Origin of the sequence: Blastomonas natatoria (assembly GCF_003201955.1) — a bacterium.
Lineage (GTDB): Bacteria > Pseudomonadota > Alphaproteobacteria > Sphingomonadales > Sphingomonadaceae > Blastomonas > Blastomonas natatoria.
Genome location: NZ_QJJM01000009.1, coordinates 108,328 through 130,352 on the forward strand (window position 1 = coordinate 108,328; position 22,025 = coordinate 130,352).

The window sequence follows — 22,025 nt, forward strand, 5'->3', positions numbered from 1 at the left end:
CTTGCCACGGGCGACGCGAATATGCCATCTCCAATCGCGCAAGTCGCCATCCGGCAACCCTAACGCTTCGTTTACCACGCCGGTTGAGCCTTCTTCCACTGGCCTGCTGTAACCGAATGTGAACCATCGCGAGCGCCGGTGGCATGCATAACCATGGGGACAGACAAGCCGACATGAATCCGCCCTATATCGGAAGCCGGCAAGCCTATGAGGATGCCTGCAAGCTGCTGTCGCATTACGGAGAAACGGCAGGCCTGGAAGCCTCCGACCGGGCCGAGGCGGCACGCGCGCGCGGCAACCACATCCATTTCTGTCACTGGCGCCAGATCGAGCGGCTGCTGGTCATCCTGTCGATCGACCAGAGCATCGGGACGATTCACTGATCTGCAGATATTGTCCGCGCTTGCGCGGCTACCACCCCGCCGCTGACGCACCAGTCGGCGCGGCCTGCCAGCGGCACCGCGTCGAAAAGCGAGGCGTCGGTTCCGGTCATCCAGACCTGGCCGCTGCGATCGGCGAGCTGCTCGTACAGTGCGGCGCGGCGTGCCGGGTCCAGATGCGCCGCGACCTCGTCGAGCAGCAGGATCAGGCGGCTGCCGCGTCGTTCGGCGACCAGATCGGCATGGGCGAGAATGATCGCGATCAGCATCGCCTTCTGTTCGCCGGTCGAACAGAGGGCGGCCGCCTGGCCTTTCTGCCGCATGGTGACGATCAGGTCGTCGCGATGGGGACCTGCAAGCGCGCGGCCTGCCGCCGCATCGCGCGACCGTCCGGAACGGAGCGCCGCGATCAGGGCATCGGCTTCTACCGGCCCCTTGCGTTCGAGCGCCAGCGACGGCTGCGCGAACGGCCCGGTCTCCAGGGCTCCGATCTGGAGGTCGAGCGCGTCCAGTGTATCGGCGCGTGCCAATGCGATCGCCGCGCCATGTTCGGCCATGCGCGCTTCCAGCGCATCGATCCAGCCCGGATCGGCCGGACGCTCGGCGGCGAGCAGCCGGTTGCGCTCGCGCATCGCCGCCTCGTAGCGCGCAGCGTGCCGGGCATGCGCGGGGTGCAGCGCCAGCACCAGCCGGTCGAGAAACCGCCGCCGTCCGCCTGCACTTTCCAGGAAAAGCCGGTCCATCGCCGGGGTGAGCCAGACCACGGCGAGCCAGTCGGCCAGGTTGTTCGCAGCTGCTGCCGCGCCATTGACCCGCACCTGCCGCCGGGAGGGGCTGTCTGATGCCGTGCCAGTGCCGATCCGGACATCCTCGCCGAGCAGCGCCGCTGCAACCGTGAACCCGCCGGGCCCCTGCTGCCGCGCCATCTGCTCGATCGCGGCACGGCGCATGCCCCGGCCGGGCGCGAGCAGCGAGATCGCCTCGAGAATATTGGTCTTGCCCGCGCCATTGTCGCCCCAGATCACGTTGAACCGCGCGCCCGCCTGAAGCCGGGTCGCCTCATGGTTGCGAAACTGGGTCAGCGAGAGGGAAGATAGCGCCATCTGCGGCCCGCTATAGCGGCTTGGGCGGACCCATGCGCGAAAAATCGGCGGGGTGCGCCATGGCGCGAATGACCCCGCCCCAAAACATCGTGAATATTCCCAAAATTTCGCATTCAGTTTGTGGCAAGAATTGCGTCGGCGCGCGTATCACTATGAATTTACGAGATTTTTCAGTTTGGCACGGGCTGTGCAACGTATCTGACATCTCCCGACGGACAGGCCGAAGGGACACATAGTTACTCTGAAAGGACCCACATCATGTTCTCGCTCTCGCAGTTCAACACGAACCTCGTCGCTGCCATCTGCGCTCTGGCCACCTCGGCACTTTTCATCGGCCTGAGCGTAGGTCCGGCTGAAATCGGTACGATGTCGACGATGATCGTCTGACGCGCACCATTCACGGCAAGCTTTCAAGGGAAGCCATCATGAACAACCGCTCCTTCCACCTCGACAAGTCGAACGGCAAGCTGATGGGCGTGTGCTCCGGCATCGCCAACTATTTCGACTGGGATGTGAACCTCATCCGCATCGCCTTCGTGCTGGCCGCGCTGTTCGGCATCGGTGCGCCGGTGCTGATCTATCTGGTGATCGGTCTGATCGCCTCGGACCGCTGAGCCCGGAGCGTCGGATGCCGGATCAGACTTTCGTGCTGAACGGCGTGAAATCGGTGGCGGTATCGAACACTTCCACCCCTTCGCGCCGCTTCAGCCAGCCGACCACGGCATAGGTCACCGGCGTCAGCACCACTTCCCAGCTCACCTTGAGCAGCCAGTTGGTGATCATCACGGTGATGACCTGGCTGGTCTCCCACTCCCCGTAGAATGCAAGGGGATAGAAGATCAGGCTGTCGACTCCCTGGCCGACCACCGTCGAGCCGATGGTGCGGGTCCACAGCAGCTTGCCCGCCGTCCAGATCTTCATCCGCGCCATGACATAGCTGTTGACGAACTCGCCCGCCCAGAAGGCGACGATCGAGGCGAAGACGATCCGGGGGACCTGGCCGAATACCGATTCATAGGCCGCCTGGCCGTCCCATCCTTCCGCCGGGGGCAGGCTCACCACCACCCAGCTCATGAACGCCATGAACAGCAGCGCGCCAAAGCCGGCCCAGATCACGCGGCGCGCGCGCGCATAGCCATAGATTTCGGTCAGCACGTCGCCGATGACATAGCCCAGCGGAAAGAACAGGATGCCTGCGCCATAGACCCATTGCTGCCCGGCGATGGTGATGAAGGTCGGCTTGGCCGCGCCGATGACATTCGACAGCAGCAGCACCGTCACAAATGCCGCCATGACAAAGTCGTAATAGCGGAAGCGATGGGTAGCAGGATCGAAGCCGGTGCCCGTTGCAAGGCTGTGGCTGGTCGCGGCGGGCTCGGCAGAGGGGCTGTGCATCATCGCCAGCCATATCGCGGTTTACAGCGCCGTGCAAAGCCCGCTATTGCGCCCGCACCACGGCGCGCGCCCTTAGCTCAGCTGGATAGAGCACGAGACTTCTAATCTTGAGGCCGCAGGTTCGACTCCTGCAGGGCGCGCCAGTGGACCAGCTGGCCTGTTGCACCGGTCACCGTGTCCTGGACCGGGCTCAGAATTCCGACCAATCCTCCGCATCTGCCTTGAGCGCCAGATTGCCGCTCACCATGGGGGCGAGCGGAGCAGAGGCAGGGCGGGCCTTGGCTCTGGGCATGGCGGGGGCGCCGGATTTCTGGCCGGCATTGAACTGATCGACGACCTGTGACAGGTTGGTGGCCTCCCCTGCCAGGCTGCGGGCCGCTGCGTTGGTTTCCTCGACCATCGCGGCATTCTGCTGGGTCATCTTGTCCATCTCTCCGACGGCGATGTTGACCTGCTGCAAGCGTGCGGCCTGCGCCTGAGCCGAGGTGGAGATTTCCGAAATGCGCGTGTTGATCGCAGCCACACGGTCGCTGATCTGCAGCAGCACCGAACCGGTCTCGTCGACCAGGGCTACCCCGTCGGAAACCCCGGCGGTCGACGCGGTGATCAGTTCCTTGATGTCCTTGGCGGCATCGGCGGAGCGCTGGGCAAGGGCGCGCACCTCGTTCGCGACCACGGCAAAGCCCTTGCCGGCATCGCCCGCGCGGGCCGCCTCGACGCCTGCGTTAAGCGCGAGCAGATTGGTCTGGAAGGCAATGCCGTCGATGACATCGATGATGTTTGTAATCTGGCCGGACGATTTCTGGATCGCGTCCATCGCCTGCATGGCGCGGCGAACCACGGCCCCGCCATTGTCGGCGGCCGCGTGCGCCTCCTCGACCTGCTTCCCGACCTCTCCCGCGTTCTGCGCGGTCTGCTGCACCATGCTGGTGACTTCGCGCATCGCGGCGGCGCTTTCCTCCAGGCTGGCGGCCTGCTGTTCGGTGCGAGAGGCAAGATCGTCCGATGCGGAGCGGATTTCGGTTGCACCAGTCAGCACGTGCGAGGCCGCCGACGCCGTCTGCGTCAGAAGCTCTCCGAGCCTCGAATTGGTGTCATTGAAGCTGGTCCGCAGGCTGTCATGGTCGGCATCAAAGGCGCGTTCGATCCGATAGGAAAGATTGCCACTCTTCATCTGCTCCAGCCCGGTCGAGATTTCGGCTACGACGAGGTTCAGGCTCTTTTCGGCGCGGATCCGTTCTGCCGCATTGTCGCGGAATACCAGCATCGATCGGTTCATGCGCCCGACACAGTCCCGGTGCTCGGTAAACGGGAGCGGACTTTCGATGTCTCCCGCAGCAAGCCCTTCCATGCGCACAACGGTGCTGACATACGGGTCGCAGACCAGCTGCTTGGCCTTGAACAGGAGCAGGGTGACACAGCCCATGGCAGCCAGCGCAAGGCCCGTCTGGCCAAGACCAGCAGGCGCGTCGATCCAGCCTGTCAGTCCGGTAGCAATCGGTATGGCCATCAGTCCCAGCACCAGAGCGATGATCCAGTCGAATTTCTTGCGGATCGGCATGTGAGCGTAGAAATTGTGGATCATGATGAACCTGCGCTGCGAAACGTGGATGTGGTTGCATATCGTTCATCCGCTGCAATCGATAAGCACTGGTTAACGGAAGAGCTGGGATCGCAGTGGCCGTACAAGGCGCCGGTTGCTGATTTTGCCATGTCTGTGAACATTTACTTGGTGGTTACTTGAATCAATGGCAGTGGTTCGGTGTCGTTAAGGGTCGGGAAAATCGGAAAAATCTGGCGGTGGAGCCATGATTGCCGCAGTCATTGCCTGATTGCGCAATACCGATTCAAATATATACACCTGCAATGACTTGCAGTCGTGCAGGCGTTCGACGTTAACCTCTTGCCATTGTCCAAAAACCTGGACACATGTGCGATTGATATCTTCGCTCGTTTCGCACGGGCGCGGCTGTTCGAAGTGCCGAGGCCCGCAAGGCGATCGCCGGCATTTTTTCCGAAGAAATGTTCAGACCGCATGCCAGATTATGCCCGAGCGGCTGTGGTACGCGCGTTCCGTTCGCCGAGTCGCGATTCCGCCAAGCCAAAATTTTGCGCCCGATAACAATCCTTCCTCACACTTTGCGATTCATGCTGCTAGAGGGCACGCATTCACACCAGTTAATCGGACGCATAATGGCTTTCACTCCCGCCAAGGTTTTGACCACGCACCATTGGAACGAAGGGCTCTTCTCCTTCACCGTGGAGCGGCCAAGTTCTTTCCGCTTTGTCAGCGGCCAGTTCGTGATGCTGGGGCTGATGGTCGACGGCAAGCCGTTGCTGCGCGCTTATTCCGTTGCCTCGCCGATGTGGGATGAATCGCTCGAGTTCCTCAGCATCATCGTTCCCGACGGACCGCTGACCAGCCGACTCTACAAAATCCAGTCGGGCGACGAGATCCTGCTCGGCGGCAAGCCCACCGGCACGCTGACGCTTGATGCGCTGCTGCCCGGCAAGCGGCTGCACCTGATCGGCACCGGCACCGGGCTTGCGCCCTGGATGTCGATCATCCGCGATCCGGAAGCCTATGAGCGGTTCAAACAGATCACCGTGCAGCACACCGTGCGCCAGATCCAGGATCTGGCCTATCGCGACATCCTGGAATCGAAACTGAAGGACGATCCGCTGGTCGCCGAGGAAGCGGCCAAGCAGCTCGTCTATGACTGCTCGGTCACCAAATGCCCGACCTGGGTGGACGAGAACCGCCGCATCACGACGCGCATCGAATCGGGTGACTATCCGCTCGATCCGGCAACCGACCGCGTGATGCTGTGTGGCAGCATGGCGATGATCAAGGAAACCGGCGCGCTGCTTGAATCGCTCGGGTTCGAGGAAGGTGCCCAGTCCAAGCCGGGCACCTATGTGCTCGAGCGCGCCTTCGTCGGCTGATTTCGGGGCGGAAGTTCACGCCCGGATCGTCTCCAGCGCGGTGCGCAACGCATCGGGCAGGGGAACCGGGCGGCGGGTTTCGCGGTCGACATAGACATGCGTGAAATGCCCCGCTGCTGCTGCGGCATCCTCGTCGTTCGCGAACAGCCCGACCGCATAGCGCACCGAACTGGTGCCGATATGGTCGACGCGCACCCCGGCATGGATCAGGTCGGGAAAGGCGGTAGGCGCGAAATAAGCGCAGCCGGTTTCGACCACGAGGCCGATCACCGCACCGCCATGAATGTCGAGCGCGCCGGCCTTGATCAGATATTCGTTCACCGCGGTGTCAAACCAGAAATAATAGACCGAATTGTTGGTGTGACCATAGATGTCATTGTCCGACCAGCGCGTACTGATCTGCGTGAACGCCTTGAAATGGGCGCGGGAGGGGCGGACAGGGCGGCTCATGCGGCGACCGTGAAGCTGTTGACGCCATCGGCATGGCGGATGGTCACGGTGCGCCCGATCGGATCGCGCGACGGGTCGGCGAGCGCGGCGAGCTGCCCGGCCTTGTCGGCATCGTCGGGCCGCGCCACGATCCGTCCCTTGTCGGTTCTTGCGACCACCACCGCGCGCGCGGGCACACCCTTGGCATAGCCGATGGTGAAGCTCTCGATCGTGCCGGTCGCGTCTTCCTCCAGCCGCTCGGGCGAGGCTTGCGCATCGACTTCGGCCTGCATCGGAGCATGATCGACCGGCGACCAGCCCTCCGGCGAGGTCGTGCTGTAGATGCCGACTGCCTCCTTGGACAGGAAGCCGCCATTGGCGAGCACCAGCCCGAAACTGCCCGGATCGGCACGCAGCGTCTCGGCCATCGCGGCGATGGCGTGCATCGAGTAATTATTCCCCGCACCGCCGGCGAAGGGCAGCCCACCAGTCAGCGTCAGCGGCGTGGTGCGCCAGTCGACGCCCAGCGCTTCGGCGGCCAGCAGCACCGCGACCGGGAAGCAGCTGTAAATATCGTAATGCGAGATCTCGGCAGGGCTCTTGCCAGCGCTTTCGAGCGCACCCTTGAGCGACACCTCGATCGCGCGCGAGCGCGACAGGTCGGTGCGCAGGCTGACCGGCTTGTCCATCGCCTCGCCGCTGCCGTGCAGGAACACCCATTTCTCGCGCGGCACGCCCATCGCTTCGGCCTGACCGATACTGGTGAGGATGACCGCTGCCCCCTGGTTCACCGCATCCTGCGCCACATGCCATTTGAGATAGGGATCGGCGACGGGATAGTTGCCATCGGAAGGCGTTGCGAGATAGTCGGCGCTTATCGCCTTGGGGAATTGCGCATAGGGGTTGCGTGCGGCAACCTCGCTGAATCCGGCCCAGAGTTCGGACATTTCGGCGACATGCTCGGCCTTGCTGCGGCCGAGGCGTGCGCGCAGGGCGTTTTCGAACAGCGGATAGGTGAGGATCGGCGCGCCGATGCCGTTTTTCAGCTCGTGCCGGTCGAGCAGCATCGGGCCGAGCCCGCGATCCTCCATCTCCCCCTCGATCGTCTCGTTCCAGTCGATCGGCACGCCCTTGCGCGCGGCGGTCTTGGCGGCAGCGATCGCCTCGGAGCCGGAGAGCAGCACGCAGCGCGCATCACCCGCGTAAATCGCGGCGGCAAATTCGTTGACCAGGGATTGCGGGCTCTGGCCGCCGACGATCGAATAGATCGCGCGCGCGGGCGTGACGCCCAAACGCTTCGCCAAGCCGAGCGGGGGCTTGTCGCAACCACCAAAGCCCTCGGGCACCATGCCCGGCGCGCTGTCAGCGAAATGGCGCACGACGGTCACCACGTCGATCGCGCCACGCACTGCTTCGGCTGCACCGGTGTCTGCCAGCGCCGCTTCGGCTGCGCGCTGCATCAGCGATTGCGGGCTGGGCGCTGTGGCGGCATCGCTGCCGTCCCAATGATCGACCGCCTGGCCGACACCGATCAGGACGGGGGTGTTGGGGTTGAGGGTCATCGCCGTCTCTCCTGTTGTGTTCTTGGCTTCATCGTGGTGAATTCGTCATTCCCGCGAACGCGGGAATCCCGCTTTGTCGCTGGCGCCGAGAAGAAGCGGGACCCCCGCGTGTGCGGGGGTGACGATGACAGGATGGCCGGAGCAATATCCGCCGCCCATCAAAACCGCCCGTTTATCCGGATCACCATCGCGTCGCCCTGCTGGCGGAAGCCGAGCGCAGAGAGCGCAGGCCCTGCACTGGCGGCCAGCCCGCCGAGGCGGAAATCGGCGGAATAGCGGCCATTGCCCTTGATGCGGATATCCATCTGCTCAAGCCCCGACTGGCCCTTCAAGGGCACCAGCAGATCGCCTCCATCGCAACGCAGATTTCCACTGAGGCCGCGCTGCAGCGTCAGCCCGAACAGGCTCTGTTCGATATTCACCCGCACCGCGCCCGAGGCGGCGGCGCAATTGCGTCCGGCAAAGGCAATGTCCACCCCGTCGAGGCTGACGCTGCGCAGCGGCAGCGGCGCGAACAGGTCTGCGGTCGCGATCTCGCCAACCGCTTCGCGCATTGCGATGGCGTCGCTGCTCTGGGCCAGCTTGAAGGCCAGCGGTGGCTGACCTGCCGCGTCGGCAGCGCGCGTCATCCCCAGCACCATCTCGCCGCCGAGCAGCCCGGCAGGGGAGAGCCCCGCATCCAGATCGCCGAGGCTGAGCTTGCCGATCCTCAGATCGCGCACTGTGCCCGACCATATCGTGCCTTCGACCGCGCGCGCGCTCACCCCGCTGGCGCCGAGGCCTGCCATGTCGAAAACAATGCGCAGCGGCAGCAGCACGATCAGCGCAAGCAGCAATGCCAGCGCGATCAGCACCGCCCGCTTGCCGCTGCGGCTCATGCGCCGATCTTCACCAGCCGCGCCGAGACCGAAACGGTGCCGTTGTCCATCCGGCGTATGACCAGCGTTTCGGGGACCACGCCCCGCCGCTCCAGATCGGCGAGCCAGGCGAGAAACGCGGTCGAGCGCGCCGAGCCGATCGCGATTTCGGCGCGGTCATTGCCCTGCGGCGTGTTGGCATCGAGTGTGAACCCGCGCTCGCCGGCCTCGCTCGCGAGCAGCAGATGCAGCGCGGCGATCGCTTCGGCGGGGCGCTTGTCGGCGGGCAGCGAAAGCGCCTGCGCCTTGGCTTCGATCCGCCCGGCCTGCATCGTCGCTTCGTAAAAGCTGCGCTTGGCATCGGTGGCCAGGCTGTAGAGCGGAGTATAGATGCCGGAAAAGCCGATCACCGCCGCCGCCAGCAGCGCGGCGATGCCGACCAAGATCTGCTCGCGGCGCGACAGCGCGATGAACCAGTTCTTCGCCGCCTCGGTCATGGCGCCAGCACCGTAATATCGGCGACCGCCTGACCGGTCGCATCGCTGCGGTTGGCGGCGGTGACCTTGTAGCCATTGTTCTGCAGCGCGATCAGCACCGCGTTCAGATCCTCGACGCGTGGGGCGGCGATCATCGCGCCGACAATCCCGCCGGGGCGGTAATCGGCCTGGCGGATGACGACGCCGGGCACCGGCTGCATCGCGGCGAGCAGCCCCGACATCGGCACGCTGACGACGGAATTGCCAGTGCCGCGCGCTGCCAGCTTCGCATCCAGCTGCGATTCGGCCTGGCTGGCATCGGTCACGCCCGGTACGTGCTTCTGAGCGGTGGCAAGAGCACGGCGCTCGGCGAAATCCGCACCAAGATAATTCTTCCCGATCTCCATCAGTGGCACGGCCAGGCTGATCAGCAACAGCGCCCCGAACAGCCAGGCGAGCGTGCGGCCCTGGCCGGGCGCGAGGGCGAACAGAGGCGTTCGGCGCGCGAATTCACCCTGGCGCAGGTTGAGCGGCGGATCGGCCAGAGCAGCGATCATGGCGGCATCGCGAGCATCGCTATCGAGCGAGATGGGTACATTCTCGCCCAGCATCAGCGCGCCGAGCGCTTCGTCCGGCGGCAGGATCAGGTCGCCCAGCCGGTCTGCGCCCAGGTCGCCGAAGGTCGCGCTCGTCGCCAGATCGCTTGCAGGCAGCAGCAGTCCGACCGGTACGATGATGTCGGGATCGAGCCCGCGCAGCGCGAGCTCGGCAAGGTGATCGGCCAGCGCCGCGCGCGCTATCGTGGCGCAAAGCACGCGCATACCGCCATCGCCTTCGCCTCGGCCGAGCGCGCGAACCGCGACGAAGACATCCCCGCCGATGCTGAGATCGACCGCACGATAGCGCGCGGCGGCCTCGGCCTGGGGGGCGCTCATATCGCCCATGTCGAGCGTGCGCAGAACGGTATCGGCGGCAGGGACCAGAGCGACGACCGGCGCATCCGCATCGCGCGCAGCCTGTGATGGAGGGGTGAAATCATGGCCGCGCGCCACGATATGGCCATTTTCCGCGCGCCACCAGTGCAGCGCGGCGTCCGGGCCGGACGGGCAGGTGACGATCAGGCCGGCATCAGCCATGACAGTGCGCCATCAGCGGGGAATCAGGCGAGCAGGTACAGGACAAGATCGCGAAACCCCCGGTCAGCGACAGAATCAACTGACCTCCCGTTAGCCAATCGGGCGGGCCGAGTCACCGGTCGTTTGCGGCTCGAACGGTTCGGGAGCAAGATTTTCGTCGCGGGTCTCGATCACCGGTTCCGGAGCCAAGCGGCGCGGGCTGAGGATCGCGAACGAGGCGACCAGCAGCACGACCGAAATCGCCTCGATGATCATCGATTGGGCAATGTTCGCGGTCAGCGGATCGCTGATCAGGCCGAAGACACGTCCGGTGAACGCAAGCGCGACCATTGCCGCGGCACCGAGCAGCCATTCGCGCTTGCCTGGCATCAGCCCGACCAGTGCGGCCAATCCGGTGCCGATGAAGAACGCGCCCATGTCGGCGCGGATCGCGCTCAATCCTGTCGCATTTTGCTGGCCCAGCTCGAACTGCGCGATGATCGTCTGCGGATCGAGCAGCGCGCGTGCGCCGATGATCACGAACAGCGCGGCAAATCCGGCGACGAGCAGGCGAATGACCCAGACCATATGCGATCGATCCTTTCCCAAAGGCTTTAAATGCCTTGTTATGGACCCGCGCGCGGCGTGTCCAGCTTGGTACATGAACGGATGGGTGGTGCATTCGATCCGACAGGCCGATGCAAACTGGTGCAAGCTGCGGGCGCATGGCCAAGCTGTCACTTTTGCTGGTTATCGCTCGCATCGCTTTCCGATAGCCTCGCTGGAGGCAAGAACAGGGCGAGGAGAGCGGCGATGGATCTGGGGCTGACCGGCAAGAAGGTCATCATGAACGGGGGGGCGCATGGCCTGGGCCTCGCCTCGCTGCGCCATTTCGCCGCCGAGGGCGCGGATGTCGCGTTCCTCTCGCGCGATACCGCAAAAGTCGATGCGGCGGTCAGGGAAATCGATGCCGCAGGTCCGGGCAAGGTACACGGCACCGCGATCGACATCACCGGCAATGCGGAAGGCTATAAGGGCTGGCTGAACGATTGCCTGGCCAAGCTGGGTGGCTGCGACATTTTCGTCCACACCGCCAGCGCGTCGGGCCAGGGCGCGACCGGCGACTGGCAGCGCTGCCTGGACATGGACATCCTGAACGCCGTGCACGGGGTGGAAGTGCTGACCCCGGCGCTGACCGAATCGGGCAGCGGATCGATCGTGTTCATGTCCTCCACCGCCGCGCTCGAGACCTTCGTTGCGCCCCAGGCGTTCAACGCGCTCAAGGCCGCGCTGATTACCTATGGCTCGCAGCTCAGCCAGGCGCTCGCCGCGCAGAATATCCGCGTCAACTGCATCTCGCCTGGCGCAATCTATTATCCCGGCGGCAACTGGGAGATGATCAAGGATGTGGTTCCCGCGCTGTACGAGGGCACGCTGGCAAAGATGCCGATGGGCCGGTTCGGCGAGCCCGAAGAGGTTGCCAAGGCGATCGTCTTCGTCGCCAGCCCCGCCTGCCCGTACATGACCGGCGCGAACATCGTCATCGATGGCGGCTTCACCCAGCGCGTCCAGTTCTGATCCCCACGAAAGGCTCCCCATGAAGCTTTACCAATCGATCGGCCCCAACCCCCGGGTCGTGCTGATGTTTCTGGAAGAGAAAGGCGCGGTCATCGACCGGGCCTTTGTCGACATCATGAAGGGCGAGAACCGCGCTCCCGATTTCGTCGCCAGGAACCCGTTCGGCCAAGTGCCGCTGCTCGAGATGGACGACGGTACGTACCTGTCGGAGAGCACTGCGATCTGCGGCTATATCGAGGAGAAATTCCCGACGCCTGCGCTGATCGGCAGCACGGCGGAGGAGCGCGCGGTGACCGACATGCTGGTGCGGCGGCTCGATTATGACGTGGTCGCGCCGATGACCATGGGCTTTCGCGGGGCAGAAGGCCTGCCGATGTTCCAGAACCGCGTCCGCTGCCTGCCCGAGGCCGCCGATGGCCTGAAAGCCTGCGCGCGCGATGGCCTAGCCGCGTTCGATGCGCTGCTGGAAGGCAAGACCTGGCTGGCAGGCGATCGCTTCACGCTGGCAGACATCATGCTCTACTGCCTCACCGAATTCGGCAGACAAGTCGGGCAACCGCTGCCCGAGGGCCTCGCCAACCTCGCCGCCTGGTCCGAGCGTGTCGCGTCGCGGCCCAGTGCCGCCGCCAGCCTCGATGCCAAGAAGGGGATCGCGCAATGAGCCTCGACCGCGACACTTTGCTCGACATCTACACCCGCACGATGAAGGTCGCGCGCTTCGACGAGAAGATGCGCTCGCTGCTGATGAGCGGCAAGCTCGCCACCATCTATTACACCATGCGCGGGCAGGAGCTGGTCACATCGGCGATGATGGCCGCGCTGAACCAGGACGATTACTTGGTCACCACCTATCGCGGTCAGCATGACCAGATCGCCAAGGGGGTTCCGCTCGACCTCTTGATCGCCGAGATTGCTGGCCGCGCCACCGGCACCTGCAAGGGCAAGGGCGGGTCGATGCACATCACCCATCCGGCGACGGGGGTGATGGTGACCACCGGCGTGGTCGGCTCGGGGCTACCGATCGCCAATGGCCTCGCGCTTTCCAGCCAGAACCGCAAGGACGGCAAGGTCACCGTCACCTGTTTCGGCGATGGCGCGACCAATATCGGCGCGTTCCACGAGGCGATGAACATGGCGCAGCTCTACAAGCTGCCGGTCATCTTCCTGTGCCAGAACAACCGTTATGGCGAGCATACCGCCTTTGCCGACCACACCAGGGTGGACTCGATCGTCACCCGCGCCGCCGCGTACGGGATGAAGGGCGTGAAGGTCGATGGCAACGATGCTGTCGCAATGTACGCTGCGGCCAAGGAAGCCGTGGATCGCGCCCGCGCCGGCGAAGGGCCGACGCTGATCGAGGCGATGTGCTACCGGATGATGGGGCACTTTTTCGGTGCGGACTTCTCGTACATGCCGCCCGAACATATCGAGGAAATGAAGGCGGAAGACCCGTTGCCAAAGCTGAATGCGCTGATGCTCGAGCATCAGTTCACGCAGGCCGAGCTGGACGCGATCGTCGCGAAGCTCGAGGCCGAGATCGAGGCGGCGGTCGAGTTCGCCTTCAGCAGCCCGTTCCCCGATGCCGATGAAATCCGCAAGGACGTTTTCGAAGAGGAGATCGCGGCATGAGCGAGGCCGAAACACTCGAAGCCGTCGCGCCCAGGGCGAAAAAGCCGAAGCAGATCACCATGGTTCAGGCCTTGAACGCCGCGATCGACGAGGCGATGGCGGCGGACGAGGGCGTCATCCTGCTCGGCGAGGATGTGGGGGCAAAACAGGGCGGCGGCGTGTTCAAGGTGTCGTCGGGCCTGACCGAGAAATATGGCGAACACCGCATCCGCGCGACGCCGATCTCCGAACAGGCGATCATGGGCGCGTGCGTCGGTGCAGCGCTTACGGGCATGCGGCCGATTGCCGAGATCATGCTGATGAACTTCGTCACCGTGGCGATGGACCAGATCGTCAACCACGCCGCCAAGCTGCGCTTCATGAGCGGCGGGCAGACCAATGTGCCGATGGTCATCCGCACCACCACCGGCGTCGGCGTCGGCTTTGGCGGCCAGCATTCGGACATGCTGGAAGCCTGGTTCGCGCATGTGCCGGGGCTGAAGATCGTCACCCCATCGAACGCCGCCGATGCCAGGGGGCTGATGCGCAGCGCGATCGAGTGCAACGATCCGGTGATCTTCATCGAGAATATCCTGTGCTACGGCCTCAAGTCCGATGACCCCGGCACCGATTACCGCGTGCCGCTGGGCCAGGCGGCGATTGCGCGCGAAGGCAGCGACGTGTCGCTGATTACCTATGGCCGCACTGTGCTCGATGCGCTGGAAGTCGCCGAAACGCTGGCCGCGGAAAGCGTGTCGGTCGAGGTCATCGATCTGCGCACCATCGCGCCCTTTGACGAGGCGACCGTCACCGCATCGGTGCGCAAGACCGGTCGCGCGGTCGTGCTGCACGAGGCGGTGCGCGCCTATGGCACCGGCGCGGAAATCGCCTCGCGCCTGCACGAATCGCTGTTCAACGAGCTCAAGGCCCCGGTCCAGCGCATCGGCGGCGCCTTCTCCGCCGTGCCGATGGCGAGCGTGCTCGAACAGGCCTGGATCCCCAAGAAGGAAGAGATTGCCGCCGCAATCCGCACGACGATGGACTGGAAACGCTGATGGCGTCCGAAATCCGCATCCCCAAGCTGGGCATGAGCGTCACCGAGGTCACCCTGGTCGAATGGATGTTCGGCGATGGCGAGACGGTGGAAAAGGGCGACGTGCTTTACACGGTCGAGACCGACAAGAGCACCACAGAGATCGAGGCGCAGGACTCGGGCGTGCTGCGCGTGACGGGTGAGGAAGGCGAGAGCTACAGGATCGGCGATGTGATCGGGACGATTGGCTAGGCGCTCGATCGGTCGCCAGGCGACGAAAGCGCTGTCCGTCGCCTTGGACGCAAGCCCGCGCGGGGTCCCATACGATCAGTGCGGTGAAACGCCCAGTTCGAAGCCCGTCTTGTCGTGCAGCGCAAACTTGTCGATGATATCGGCACTAGCGCGATTATAGCCGACCATCTCGACGTTGCGCCCATCGCGGCGTAGCCGGGCAACGATTTTGTCGAGCGCAGCAACGCCTGAAATATCCCAGAAATGGGCGCCTGTCATGTCGATCATGATGTTGGGTGCTGTCTCGGGCACATCCATCGCCTCGACGAAACGCTCGACCGATGCGAAGAAGATTTGGCCGACCACCTTGTAATGCGCCGTCTGACCATCCTCAGACAGCGTCCGCGTGACGCCGAACATCCGTTGGACTTTGCCGGCAAAGAAGATTCCCGAAAGCAGCACGCCTGCCAGCACGCCGAGAGACAGGTCGTGCGTGCCGACCACCACTGCCACGGTGGTCAGCATGACAACGGATGAAGGCCAGGGGTGCCGCCGCAGATTGGGGATCGAGTTCCAGCTGAACGTGCTGATCGACACCATGATCATGATCGCTACCAAGGCCGGCATCGGCACCTGCCCGACATAGGGGCCAAGCACCGCGAGCAGGAACATCAGGAAGGCCCCTGCAATGAAGGTCGACAGACGCCCGCGCCCGCCAGAGGTCACGTTGATGACCGACTGGCCGATCATCGCGCAGCCGCCCATGCCGCCGACCAGCGCGGCTGCAATGTTGGCACCGCCTTGCCCGGCGCACTCGCGACGCTTGTCGCTGCCCGTTTCCGTCATGTCGTCCACGATCTGCGCGGTCAGCAGCGATTCGAGCAGGCCGACCGCTGCCATCGCCGCCGAATAGGGGGCGATGATCGCCAGCGTCTCCCAGGTCAGCGGCACATCGGGCCACACCAGGCTGGGCAGTCCCTCGGGCAGGATGCCCATATCGGCGACGGTGTTGACCGGCGCGCCGCTCCAGATGGCGATCACGGTGAGGACAATGATGGTGACCAGCGGTGCGGGGACCGCCGTAGTGAGGCGCGGCAAAAGATAGATGATCCCCAGCCCGCTTGCGACCATCGCATAGGCCTGCCAGGTGACACCCGTCAGCTGTGGCAGCTGCGCCATGAAGATCAGGATGGCCAGCGCATTGACGAACCCCGTGATGACCGAACGCGAGACGAACTGCATCACCAGGTTGAGCCGCAACAGACCCGCCGCGATCTGCATCATGCCCATCAGGATCGTGGCAGCGAACAGATATTCCACGCCATGGTCGCGCACCAGCGGCACCACCAGCACCGCCACGGCAGCGGTGGCTGCTGAGATCATGCCGGGTCGCCCGCCGGTAAAGGAGATCACGATGGCGATGGCAACGGAGGCGTAAAGCCCGACGCGCGGATCGACCCCGGCGATGATGGAAAAGCCGATCGCCTCAGGGATCAGCGCCAATGCGACGACTATTCCGGCGAGAATATCGGCGCGCGGGTTCGAAAGCCAATCGCGGCGAAGCGTGGCGGAGAATGTCATGAGAGATGAGTCCAGATTCGATCATCGGCAGGAAGCTGCCGGATTGTCCCGGGGATAGGCGCCGGGCCGAGCCACTCGCGCGGGTGCGAGTCCGTCGATGTGCGCGCTATGCTGCAAAACCTGCAAAAATACAAGTCCCGCGCGCTATCGGTATCAGCGGGGCAGCGCCTAGCTGAACAATCCCCGGATCGCGCGCCAGATCGGCATCGGCGGGCGGCCGGCCAGCACGCGCATCTTGTCGAGCAGCGTCGATTTGCCCGCATAGAAGCGCGCGATCAGGCCGTCGGGCAGGGTGTAGAAGCGTTCGAGCACGCGGTAGCGCTCATCGGGTCCGGCGGCCTTGAACAGCATCTTGGTGAGCATGCGGTAGAAGCCGTCGGCCTGCCAGTGGTCGAGGCTGGTCTTGCGGCTCATCTCGGCGAGCGCGGCGCCCGACAGGTCGGGCATCTCGGCAATATGCGCGGCGAGGCGCACAGCATCGGGCAGCGAATAGCCGGTCAGGCCATGGAACAGCGCCGCGCGCGTGCCCGCCTTGGCAACATCGCCGCCGGTCGATTGCCAGTATCCGCCGAAATCGCCGCCATAGACCACCGGCAGCGCGCCGGTCTCGGTGCGGCTCACCCGCTCGACCTGCCAGCCCTTGGAATCCGCATAGGCGCTGATCCGCGCGGACAGCGCCTGAGTGTCGAGGTCGGATGTGTCGCTATAATAGGTGTCCTCGACGAAGATCTCCATCGGGCTCACCGGCAGGCAATAGACGAAGCGATAGCCGTCGATCTGCTCGACCGTCGCGTCCATCACGATCGGGCGGGTGAGGCCGTGCGGTTCGCTGAGGTGCAGCATCTGCCCCATGAACTTCTGCCAGCCGCAGCGTAAGTGGCGCACATTGCCGCCGCCGCGGGCATCGATGACGCCGCCTGCCTCGATCCGCGCGCCGTTTTCCAGCACGACATTGGTCTGGCTGGCGGCGAGCGCGCGCACCCCGGTGACGATATTGTGTGCGGGGATCGCCTCGCGCAGATAGGCGTCGAACCGGTCGGAGAGGATCGAATAATAGCTCTCTTCGAGGCCGCGTTCGTGCCCCGGAAACTTCACGTCATAGCCGCGCCAGCCATGGCAGACGAGGGGGGCGACCAGCCAGCGGTGCTCGCCCGCGACATCGGGGCCGAAGAACGACCAGATATGGTTGCCGCCCAGCGAAGCGCTTTCCTCGATCAGCAGCACCTCGAGCTCGGGCCGCTTGCGGCGCAGCGCGAGCGCGATCAGCCCGCCGGCCAGGCCACCGCCGAGAATCGCGACATCGCATTTGAGCGTCTTGCTGGAAATATTGCGCGGGGATTTCATTGCGTAACCGCCCTAGCGCAGGCGACACTGCGATGGAAGGGCGGAAGGGCCGCTTTGCAGCGCAGGCGAAGCACGCTACAGCAGGCGCATGCTGGGTTCCTCGCATATCGTGCTGTCCGCCATCGCGATGACGCTGATCGTCGGCGTGCGCTATCTCATTACCAGCGGGCTGTTCGCCTGGCTGACCGACAAGGTGCGTCCGGGGCTGTACCAGGGGTTGAAGCCGCAGATCGGCCGGGAAATCCGCTGGTCGCTCTACAGCGCGGCGATCTATGGCATCCCCACCGGCATCGTCGCCTGGGGCTGGCAGAACCGGGGGTGGACACAGATCTATACCGACTGGAACGCTTATCCGCTCTGGTATCTGCCGATTTCGGTGCTGCTCTATCTGTTCGCGCACGATACATGGTTTTACTGGACGCACCGCTGGATGCACGTGCCCAAATGGTTTCGCATCGCGCATGCGGTGCATCACGACAGTCGTCCGCCGACGGCCTGGGCGGCGATGAGCTTTCACCCCATCGAGGCGCTGACCGGGGCAGTCGTCATCCCGGCGCTCGTCTTCCTCATCCCCATCCATGCCGCGATGCTGGGCTTCGTCCTGTTCATCATGACGCTGATGGGGGTGACCAACCATATGGGCTGGGAGCTGTTTCCGCGCTGGCTGGTTCAGGGGCGGTTAGGCCAGGGGCTGATAACCGCGAGCCATCATCAACTGCACCACGCCCGCTATACTTGCAATTATGGACTTTATTTCCGCTTCTGGGACAGGCTATGCGGGACGGACAAAGGGCTGGGGGCCTTTCAGGACAGAAAGTCGCGACCGCGCGAGGACGCATCGCTCAGCGATGCCACCCGTTCGGCCTGATCCGGAGAAAGACATGGGTAAGCTTCTTCCTACATGCGCAATCGGTTTCATCGCGCTGGCCGCGCTGCCGGGCGCCGCACCGCTCAGCACGGTCGAGATTTCGGTCGACCAGCTCCGCTCCACCAAGGGGCTGTTGCAGCTGTGCCTGACAGCGAATGAGAAGAGCTTTCCAGATTGCGACAAGGACAAGAGCGCCTATCGACTGACCGCGCGGGCCAAAGATGGCGTGGCGCGGTTCGAGAACCTGCCTGCGGGGCAATATGCGCTGGCGATCGTCCATGACGAGAATGGCAACAACAAGCTCGATACCTTTGCCGGCATTCCCAAGGAAGGCATCGGCTTTTCGCGCAACCCCAGCTTCAGCTTCGGCCCGCCGCGCTTTTCGCAGGTAGTTTTCGTGGCACAGGGCAGCGGCACCAGCCAGCGGGTGAAGATCAAATATTATCTCTGATGCTCTGGCTATGCGGCAAATCATGGCCAGCCGTTAACGAAATCGAAGCCCTGAACCGTCATTCTCCGCGTTGACTGCCCGTCTCCATCCTGGCGACCGCGGCGTGAGAGGGAACCGGCATGCGCAAGGGCAAACAGGGTGGCGAGCCTCTGGCCATCGTGCCGGTTGCGGTCGGCAAGCCGATGCAGGGCCTCAGGCTGGTGCTGCATTATGCCGCCTTCGCCATTCTTGCCACCATCGCCAATCTGGGCACCCAGCAGATCGTGCTGAGCATCGATGACGGATGGCTGTTCTATTATGCGGCCCTGATCGGTGGCACGGGCATGGGGCTGGTCCTGAAATATCTGCTCGACAAGTTCTGGATCTTTGCCGATCCCGGCCGCGATCTCGTGACCAATGCGCAGCAATTTTCGCTCTATACGTTGATGGGCGTTGCCACGACGCTGATCTTCTGGATCGTGGAAACCGGCTTCTGGTTTGTCTGGGGCACGCATGAAGCGCGCGTGGCGGGCGCGCTGATTGGCCTCGCCATCGGCTATTGCGTGAAATATCAGCTCGACCGCCGGTTCGTCTTTGCCGGTCGAGGCGGGCTGGCTGTACGCTATGCGGCGCCGCCGGCCTGAACCATGACTGGCCGCGCATGATCGAGCGGCAGGCCCATTCGCTTGCCACCAGTCCGCTGGCGCTCAAGGTCATGCTGACTGCGCTGGCGATGCTGATGACGCTGACTGGCGTCACCTTCCACCTGGTCAGCCAGAACGGGCAGGGCGGTATCTTCGTGGATTTTCACGCCTTCTACGCAGCGGGAAGCCTGGCGCTGGAAGGGCATGCGGGCGATGCCTATCGCATGGCGACCATGGAGATCGTGCAGCAACGGATCGCAGGCCATGAAACGTTCATGCCCTGGACCTATCCGCCGCCCTTCACGCTGTTTGTGGCGGGGCTTGCCACACTGCCGCTGGGCCTTGGCTATGCGTTGTTCACCGGTCTGTCCCTTGCCGGCTATCTGCTGATGCTCAGGCGCATCGCTGGCAACTTCCTGCCGGGCGTGGTGCTGGCGCTGCTGCCGGTACTGGTGCTGGGCGTGATCACCGGACAGAACGGCTTTCTCACCGGCGCGCTGACGGGATGGTTCGTGCTGGCCCTGCTCGCCCGCAAGCCTGGCGCTGGCCTGCCATTGGGGTTGATGATCATCAAGCCGCATCTTGCCGCAGGAATTGCGATGCTCACGGTTGCGCAGCGGCGCTGGCAGGCGGTGGTGACCGCCGCTGGCGTGGTGCTGGCCGCACTGGTTATCCCGACGCTGGTCTTCGGCCTGCCGATCTGGACGGCCTTTGCCGATGGCGTGCGTGAATCCGGTGCGTTTCTGGCCGAAGGGCGCTATCCGATGCACCGCATGACATCGCCTTACGCGTTCGCGCTGGGTCTGGGGGCAGCGCCCGGTCTGGCCTTTGCGATACAGGGCGCCAGCGCGCTTGCAGCCATCGGCCTGTTGGGGCTGGCCTGGCACCGGCACCTGTCGCCACGCCTGCTGGCTGCCTGCGCCTGCGCCGCCACACTGTTCGTCAGCCCCTATGCCTATGACTATGATCTGACGCTGCTGGGCGTCGCCCTGGCCCTGGTGCTGCCCGATCTGCTGCGGCGCACGGGCCGGGCAGAACAGGCCGCGCTGCTGATGCTGGCCTGGTCTGCCACCGGCTATGGCCTGATCGCATCGCTGCTTGGGAATGGCGAAGCGGTGCGTGTCCCGCAACAGCCGCTTGCGCTGATGGCCCCGCTGCTGCTCGTGCTGATCGGCTGGGCGGCCATGGTGAAGCGGCGTCGGCTGCTGCCCCGGCCGGACATTGCCGCCGCTCCGCCCGGAGCTGTGGACTTGCCTGTGGGCGCCCTAGGCACAGTCTCTGCGGCATCGTAACGGCAGCCCACACCCCTGGCCAACGCTTACGCCTGCGCGAAATGCCGGGCACCGCTACCAGATATCGATCGTCATGGTGATCGATCCCTTGCCTTTGCCCTTGCATATATAGGTGATGGCGACCGGCACCACGCTCTTCCCGCGATATCGGGGCTTCACCACCATCCGGTCGATGCTCTTGAGGTCGATTAGCCCGCTGATCCGGTCATGTGCAAAGTCGAGCGCTACCTCGGTGTTAGCGGGGACATAGACGCTGTTCTCGGGCGTTGCAGGTCCCCCGAACCGTTCGGGAAAGGGACGGACGCGGATCAGATCGCCGCGCCGCACCAGCGCTTCGGCCAAGGCGTGGCTGGTGACATGCGAAAAGTTCATCTCCCGCTCCCCCGAATCCTGCCTCCCTGGCCGCTCTGTAGCGGAGGCGGTCAGCGCGCTGGGCATCACGATCGCCGCAGCGATCAGCCCGGTCAGTCCTGCCCGCGCGCACCAGAGCCCGAACCCTGCCATAGCTTGCCCCCACATGCTGCCTGTGTCCGCCCGCCAGCCTAGGTCAGATGCACGCGCCACGGCAGCCCCGCGCAGGGCAGATGCAGCCGAAACGGATCAGAAACAGCGCTGGCCGGATGTCAGGCTAGCGGAGATGGGCTCGGAGCGCGACCGGCCGCGCGGGGTCGCGCAGGTGGGCTAGCCCTCGCCCTGCCCCGCGCTGGTCAAGCTGCGCTGGTCCGACGCCGCCCTTGCCGCAGGTGCCCCGCGCAACAATCCCTCGGTGCTCAGGTCCTCATCCAGCCCGGGCCAGTGGATGCCATATCCGCCTGCGCAGGCTTCCCAGTCCGAACGCTGCTTGGAGATGGCGTTCAGCAACCGCGGATACCAGGCCAGCGGCGCAGAGATGGTCCTTCCGTCCATCAGGTCCCCGATCAGGCTGTGATCGTCGAAGCGCACGCCCAGAACCCGGTCGTCGGTGACCTTGGCCGAAATATTCATGCCATTTCTCCAGGAACATCGCGCGATGCTCCTTCGCCATGGCGATTATGCTACTGATCTCGTGTGGGCGAAAGCCCCGGCTTCGCGCGACGGAAACCGGGGCCAGCCACAGCCTGATGGTCGCCCCCCCTTGTCGACATCGACATGGGGCGGCTCGTTCGGTTCTTGG

Annotated in this window: 26 protein-coding genes, 1 tRNA gene, 1 pseudogene and 1 other annotated feature; of the genes and pseudogenes, 14 read left to right on the forward strand and 14 right to left on the reverse strand. The window is 64.4% G+C overall.

Annotation, left to right across the window (positions count from 1 at the left end):
* Positions 1–173: 173 nt before the first annotated feature.
* Positions 174–383: a hypothetical protein gene (locus C7451_RS12680; protein ID WP_110299337.1), complete on the forward strand. Its 210-nt coding sequence runs from the start codon at positions 174–176 to the stop codon at positions 381–383.
* Here C7451_RS12680 and recF read toward each other — a convergent pair.
* Entirely contained in the window at positions 377–1,483 is a 1,107-nt protein-coding gene (recF, locus tag C7451_RS12685; protein WP_110299338.1) for a DNA replication/repair protein RecF, read from the reverse strand. The genes C7451_RS12680 and recF overlap by 7 nt on opposite strands.
* A gap of 258 nt (positions 1,484–1,741) precedes the next feature.
* Here recF and C7451_RS20400 point away from each other — a divergent pair, with 258 nt between their 5' ends.
* Together C7451_RS20400 and C7451_RS12690 are read left to right on the forward strand one after the other, a co-directional pair.
* Entirely contained in the window at positions 1,742–1,870 is a 129-nt protein-coding gene (locus C7451_RS20400; RefSeq protein ID WP_279629496.1) for a hypothetical protein, read from the forward strand.
* 38 nt (positions 1,871–1,908) lie between these two features.
* A complete protein-coding gene (locus C7451_RS12690; protein WP_066279275.1) occupies positions 1,909–2,097 on the forward strand; it encodes a PspC domain-containing protein in 189 nt (62 codons plus the stop codon).
* Positions 2,098–2,119: 22 nt separating this feature from the next.
* Here C7451_RS12690 and C7451_RS12695 read toward each other — a convergent pair whose 3' ends face one another.
* Entirely contained in the window at positions 2,120–2,878 is a 759-nt protein-coding gene (locus C7451_RS12695; protein WP_110299424.1) for a queuosine precursor transporter, read from the reverse strand.
* Positions 2,879–2,944: 66 nt separating this feature from the next.
* Here C7451_RS12695 and C7451_RS12700 point away from each other — a divergent pair.
* Positions 2,945–3,021 (forward strand) — tRNA-Arg (locus C7451_RS12700).
* A 47-nt stretch (positions 3,022–3,068) separates the two neighbouring features.
* Here the strand turns inward: C7451_RS12700 and C7451_RS12705 are convergent.
* Positions 3,069–4,463, reverse strand: coding sequence for a methyl-accepting chemotaxis protein (locus tag C7451_RS12705; RefSeq protein ID WP_167398540.1), 1,395 nt, complete (start codon positions 4,461–4,463; stop codon positions 3,069–3,071).
* A 608-nt stretch (positions 4,464–5,071) separates the two neighbouring features.
* On the opposite strand from C7451_RS12705, the gene C7451_RS12710 reads away from it, so the two are divergent.
* Complete coding sequence (locus C7451_RS12710; RefSeq protein ID WP_110299339.1) at positions 5,072–5,824, forward strand: ferredoxin--NADP reductase; 753 nt, start codon at positions 5,072–5,074, stop codon at positions 5,822–5,824.
* Positions 5,825–5,839: 15 nt separating this feature from the next.
* Here the strand turns inward: C7451_RS12710 and C7451_RS12715 are convergent, their stop codons facing one another.
* The 6 genes from C7451_RS12715 to C7451_RS12740 form a co-directional block, all read right to left on the reverse strand.
* Entirely contained in the window at positions 5,840–6,274 is a 435-nt protein-coding gene (locus tag C7451_RS12715) for an acyl-CoA thioesterase (RefSeq protein ID WP_110299340.1), read from the reverse strand.
* Entirely contained in the window at positions 6,271–7,815 is a 1,545-nt protein-coding gene (locus C7451_RS12720) for an acetyl-CoA acetyltransferase (RefSeq protein WP_110299341.1), read from the reverse strand. Before C7451_RS12720 ends, C7451_RS12715 begins: the two co-directional genes overlap by 4 nt.
* Before the next feature lie 158 nt (positions 7,816–7,973).
* Positions 7,974–8,693: a type II secretion system protein N gene (gspN, locus tag C7451_RS12725; protein WP_110299342.1), complete on the reverse strand. Its 720-nt coding sequence runs from the start codon at positions 8,691–8,693 to the stop codon at positions 7,974–7,976.
* Positions 8,690–9,169 (reverse strand): type II secretion system protein GspM, encoded by a 480-nt coding sequence (gspM, locus tag C7451_RS12730; RefSeq protein WP_110299343.1) that lies wholly within the window; start codon positions 9,167–9,169, stop codon positions 8,690–8,692. Before gspM ends, gspN begins: the two co-directional genes overlap by 4 nt.
* A complete protein-coding gene (gene gspL / locus C7451_RS12735) occupies positions 9,166–10,284 on the reverse strand; it encodes a type II secretion system protein GspL (protein WP_110299344.1) in 1,119 nt (372 codons plus the stop codon). Before gspL ends, gspM begins: the two co-directional genes overlap by 4 nt.
* 90 nt (positions 10,285–10,374) lie before the next feature.
* Positions 10,375–10,851, reverse strand: coding sequence for a DUF4345 family protein (locus C7451_RS12740; protein ID WP_167398541.1), 477 nt, complete (start codon positions 10,849–10,851; stop codon positions 10,375–10,377).
* Positions 10,852–11,076: 225 nt separating this feature from the next.
* Between C7451_RS12740 and C7451_RS12745 the strand changes: the two genes are divergently transcribed.
* From C7451_RS12745 to C7451_RS12765, 5 genes are read left to right on the forward strand one after another with little or no spacing between them, the layout of a single operon-like run.
* Positions 11,077–11,841, forward strand: coding sequence for an SDR family NAD(P)-dependent oxidoreductase (locus C7451_RS12745; protein ID WP_167398542.1), 765 nt, complete (start codon positions 11,077–11,079; stop codon positions 11,839–11,841).
* Positions 11,842–11,860: 19 nt separating this feature from the next.
* A complete protein-coding gene (locus C7451_RS12750; protein WP_110299346.1) occupies positions 11,861–12,502 on the forward strand; it encodes a glutathione S-transferase family protein in 642 nt (213 codons plus the stop codon).
* On the forward strand, positions 12,499–13,470 hold the full coding sequence (locus C7451_RS12755; RefSeq protein ID WP_110299347.1) for a thiamine pyrophosphate-dependent dehydrogenase E1 component subunit alpha: 972 nt from the start codon (positions 12,499–12,501) through the stop codon (positions 13,468–13,470). The genes C7451_RS12750 and C7451_RS12755 overlap by 4 nt, the downstream gene beginning before the upstream one ends.
* Positions 13,467–14,504, forward strand: coding sequence for an alpha-ketoacid dehydrogenase subunit beta (locus C7451_RS12760; RefSeq protein ID WP_110299348.1), 1,038 nt, complete (start codon positions 13,467–13,469; stop codon positions 14,502–14,504). The genes C7451_RS12755 and C7451_RS12760 overlap by 4 nt, the downstream gene beginning before the upstream one ends.
* The gene (locus C7451_RS12765; RefSeq protein WP_060977995.1) at positions 14,504–14,734 is read left to right on the forward strand and encodes a biotin/lipoyl-containing protein; all 231 of its coding nucleotides are present in this window, start codon (positions 14,504–14,506) and stop codon (positions 14,732–14,734) included. Before C7451_RS12760 ends, C7451_RS12765 begins: the two co-directional genes overlap by 1 nt.
* A gap of 75 nt (positions 14,735–14,809) precedes the next feature.
* Here the strand turns inward: C7451_RS12765 and C7451_RS12770 are convergent, their stop codons facing one another.
* On the reverse strand, positions 14,810–16,294 hold the full coding sequence (locus tag C7451_RS12770; RefSeq protein ID WP_110299350.1) for a SulP family inorganic anion transporter: 1,485 nt from the start codon (positions 16,292–16,294) through the stop codon (positions 14,810–14,812).
* 41 nt (positions 16,295–16,335) lie between these two features.
* Positions 16,336–16,390 (reverse strand) — a sequence feature (sul1 is cis-regulatory element that is thought to sense ions involved in sulfur or methionine metabolism; They are found in Alphaproteobacteria).
* 72 nt (positions 16,391–16,462) lie between these two features.
* Positions 16,463–17,638 (reverse strand): lycopene beta-cyclase CrtY, encoded by a 1,176-nt coding sequence (gene crtY / locus C7451_RS12775; protein ID WP_110299351.1) that lies wholly within the window; start codon positions 17,636–17,638, stop codon positions 16,463–16,465.
* 88 nt (positions 17,639–17,726) lie between these two features.
* Between crtY and C7451_RS12780 the strand changes: the two genes are divergently transcribed.
* The 4 genes from C7451_RS12780 (at position 17,727) to C7451_RS12795 (ending at position 20,872) form a co-directional block, all read left to right on the forward strand.
* Entirely contained in the window at positions 17,727–18,506 is a 780-nt protein-coding gene (locus tag C7451_RS12780; RefSeq protein ID WP_110299352.1) for a sterol desaturase family protein, read from the forward strand.
* A gap of 13 nt (positions 18,507–18,519) precedes the next feature.
* Positions 18,520–18,957 carry a DUF2141 domain-containing protein gene (locus tag C7451_RS12785; protein WP_110299353.1) on the forward strand — a complete coding sequence of 146 codons (438 nt, stop codon included), beginning with the start codon at positions 18,520–18,522 and terminating at the stop codon, positions 18,955–18,957.
* Between the two features lie 119 nt (positions 18,958–19,076).
* Entirely contained in the window at positions 19,077–19,580 is a 504-nt protein-coding gene (locus tag C7451_RS12790; RefSeq protein ID WP_110299354.1) for a GtrA family protein, read from the forward strand.
* Positions 19,581–19,597: 17 nt separating this feature from the next.
* Positions 19,598–20,872: a glycosyltransferase family 87 protein gene (locus tag C7451_RS12795; RefSeq protein WP_110299355.1), complete on the forward strand. Its 1,275-nt coding sequence runs from the start codon at positions 19,598–19,600 to the stop codon at positions 20,870–20,872.
* A 54-nt stretch (positions 20,873–20,926) separates the two neighbouring features.
* Here the strand turns inward: C7451_RS12795 and C7451_RS12800 are convergent, their stop codons facing one another.
* From C7451_RS12800 to C7451_RS20255, 3 genes and pseudogenes are all read right to left on the reverse strand, one after another.
* A complete protein-coding gene (locus C7451_RS12800; RefSeq protein ID WP_110299356.1) occupies positions 20,927–21,376 on the reverse strand; it encodes a hypothetical protein in 450 nt (149 codons plus the stop codon).
* A 177-nt stretch (positions 21,377–21,553) separates the two neighbouring features.
* Positions 21,554–21,856: a DUF2442 domain-containing protein gene (locus tag C7451_RS12805; RefSeq protein ID WP_110299357.1), complete on the reverse strand. Its 303-nt coding sequence runs from the start codon at positions 21,854–21,856 to the stop codon at positions 21,554–21,556.
* A gap of 58 nt (positions 21,857–21,914) precedes the next feature.
* Positions 21,915–21,974 (reverse strand): annotated as a pseudogene (locus tag C7451_RS20255) (hypothetical protein); the annotation flags it as partial.
* Between the last annotated feature and the right edge of the window lie 51 nt (positions 21,975–22,025).

Bases quoted from the DNA above. Each gene is read 5' to 3' on its own strand.
- C7451_RS12680 (WP_110299337.1), top strand. From the start codon at position 174: ATGAATCCGCCCTATATCGGAAGCCGGCAAGCCTATGAGGATGCCTGC.
- recF (WP_110299338.1), bottom strand. From the start codon at position 1,483: ATGGCGCTATCTTCCCTCTCGCTGACCCAGTTTCGCAACCATGAGGCG.
- C7451_RS20400 (WP_279629496.1), top strand. From the start codon at position 1,742: ATGTTCTCGCTCTCGCAGTTCAACACGAACCTCGTCGCTGCCATCTGC.
- C7451_RS12690 (WP_066279275.1), top strand. From the start codon at position 1,909: ATGAACAACCGCTCCTTCCACCTCGACAAGTCGAACGGCAAGCTGATG.
- C7451_RS12695 (WP_110299424.1), bottom strand. From the start codon at position 2,878: ATGCACAGCCCCTCTGCCGAGCCCGCCGCGACCAGCCACAGCCTTGCA.
- C7451_RS12705 (WP_167398540.1), bottom strand. From the start codon at position 4,463: ATGATCCACAATTTCTACGCTCACATGCCGATCCGCAAGAAATTCGAC.
- C7451_RS12710 (WP_110299339.1), top strand. From the start codon at position 5,072: ATGGCTTTCACTCCCGCCAAGGTTTTGACCACGCACCATTGGAACGAA.
- C7451_RS12715 (WP_110299340.1), bottom strand. From the start codon at position 6,274: ATGAGCCGCCCTGTCCGCCCCTCCCGCGCCCATTTCAAGGCGTTCACG.
- C7451_RS12720 (WP_110299341.1), bottom strand. From the start codon at position 7,815: ATGACCCTCAACCCCAACACCCCCGTCCTGATCGGTGTCGGCCAGGCG.
- gspN (WP_110299342.1), bottom strand. From the start codon at position 8,693: ATGAGCCGCAGCGGCAAGCGGGCGGTGCTGATCGCGCTGGCATTGCTG.
- gspM (WP_110299343.1), bottom strand. From the start codon at position 9,169: ATGACCGAGGCGGCGAAGAACTGGTTCATCGCGCTGTCGCGCCGCGAG.
- gspL (WP_110299344.1), bottom strand. From the start codon at position 10,284: ATGGCTGATGCCGGCCTGATCGTCACCTGCCCGTCCGGCCCGGACGCC.
- C7451_RS12740 (WP_167398541.1), bottom strand. From the start codon at position 10,851: ATGGTCTGGGTCATTCGCCTGCTCGTCGCCGGATTTGCCGCGCTGTTC.
- C7451_RS12745 (WP_167398542.1), top strand. From the start codon at position 11,077: ATGGATCTGGGGCTGACCGGCAAGAAGGTCATCATGAACGGGGGGGCG.
- C7451_RS12750 (WP_110299346.1), top strand. From the start codon at position 11,861: ATGAAGCTTTACCAATCGATCGGCCCCAACCCCCGGGTCGTGCTGATG.
- C7451_RS12755 (WP_110299347.1), top strand. From the start codon at position 12,499: ATGAGCCTCGACCGCGACACTTTGCTCGACATCTACACCCGCACGATG.
- C7451_RS12760 (WP_110299348.1), top strand. From the start codon at position 13,467: ATGAGCGAGGCCGAAACACTCGAAGCCGTCGCGCCCAGGGCGAAAAAG.
- C7451_RS12765 (WP_060977995.1), top strand. From the start codon at position 14,504: ATGGCGTCCGAAATCCGCATCCCCAAGCTGGGCATGAGCGTCACCGAG.
- C7451_RS12770 (WP_110299350.1), bottom strand. From the start codon at position 16,294: ATGACATTCTCCGCCACGCTTCGCCGCGATTGGCTTTCGAACCCGCGC.
- crtY (WP_110299351.1), bottom strand. From the start codon at position 17,638: ATGAAATCCCCGCGCAATATTTCCAGCAAGACGCTCAAATGCGATGTC.
- C7451_RS12780 (WP_110299352.1), top strand. From the start codon at position 17,727: ATGCTGGGTTCCTCGCATATCGTGCTGTCCGCCATCGCGATGACGCTG.
- C7451_RS12785 (WP_110299353.1), top strand. From the start codon at position 18,520: ATGGGTAAGCTTCTTCCTACATGCGCAATCGGTTTCATCGCGCTGGCC.
- C7451_RS12790 (WP_110299354.1), top strand. From the start codon at position 19,077: ATGCGCAAGGGCAAACAGGGTGGCGAGCCTCTGGCCATCGTGCCGGTT.
- C7451_RS12795 (WP_110299355.1), top strand. From the start codon at position 19,598: ATGATCGAGCGGCAGGCCCATTCGCTTGCCACCAGTCCGCTGGCGCTC.
- C7451_RS12800 (WP_110299356.1), bottom strand. From the start codon at position 21,376: ATGGCAGGGTTCGGGCTCTGGTGCGCGCGGGCAGGACTGACCGGGCTG.
- C7451_RS12805 (WP_110299357.1), bottom strand. From the start codon at position 21,856: ATGAATATTTCGGCCAAGGTCACCGACGACCGGGTTCTGGGCGTGCGC.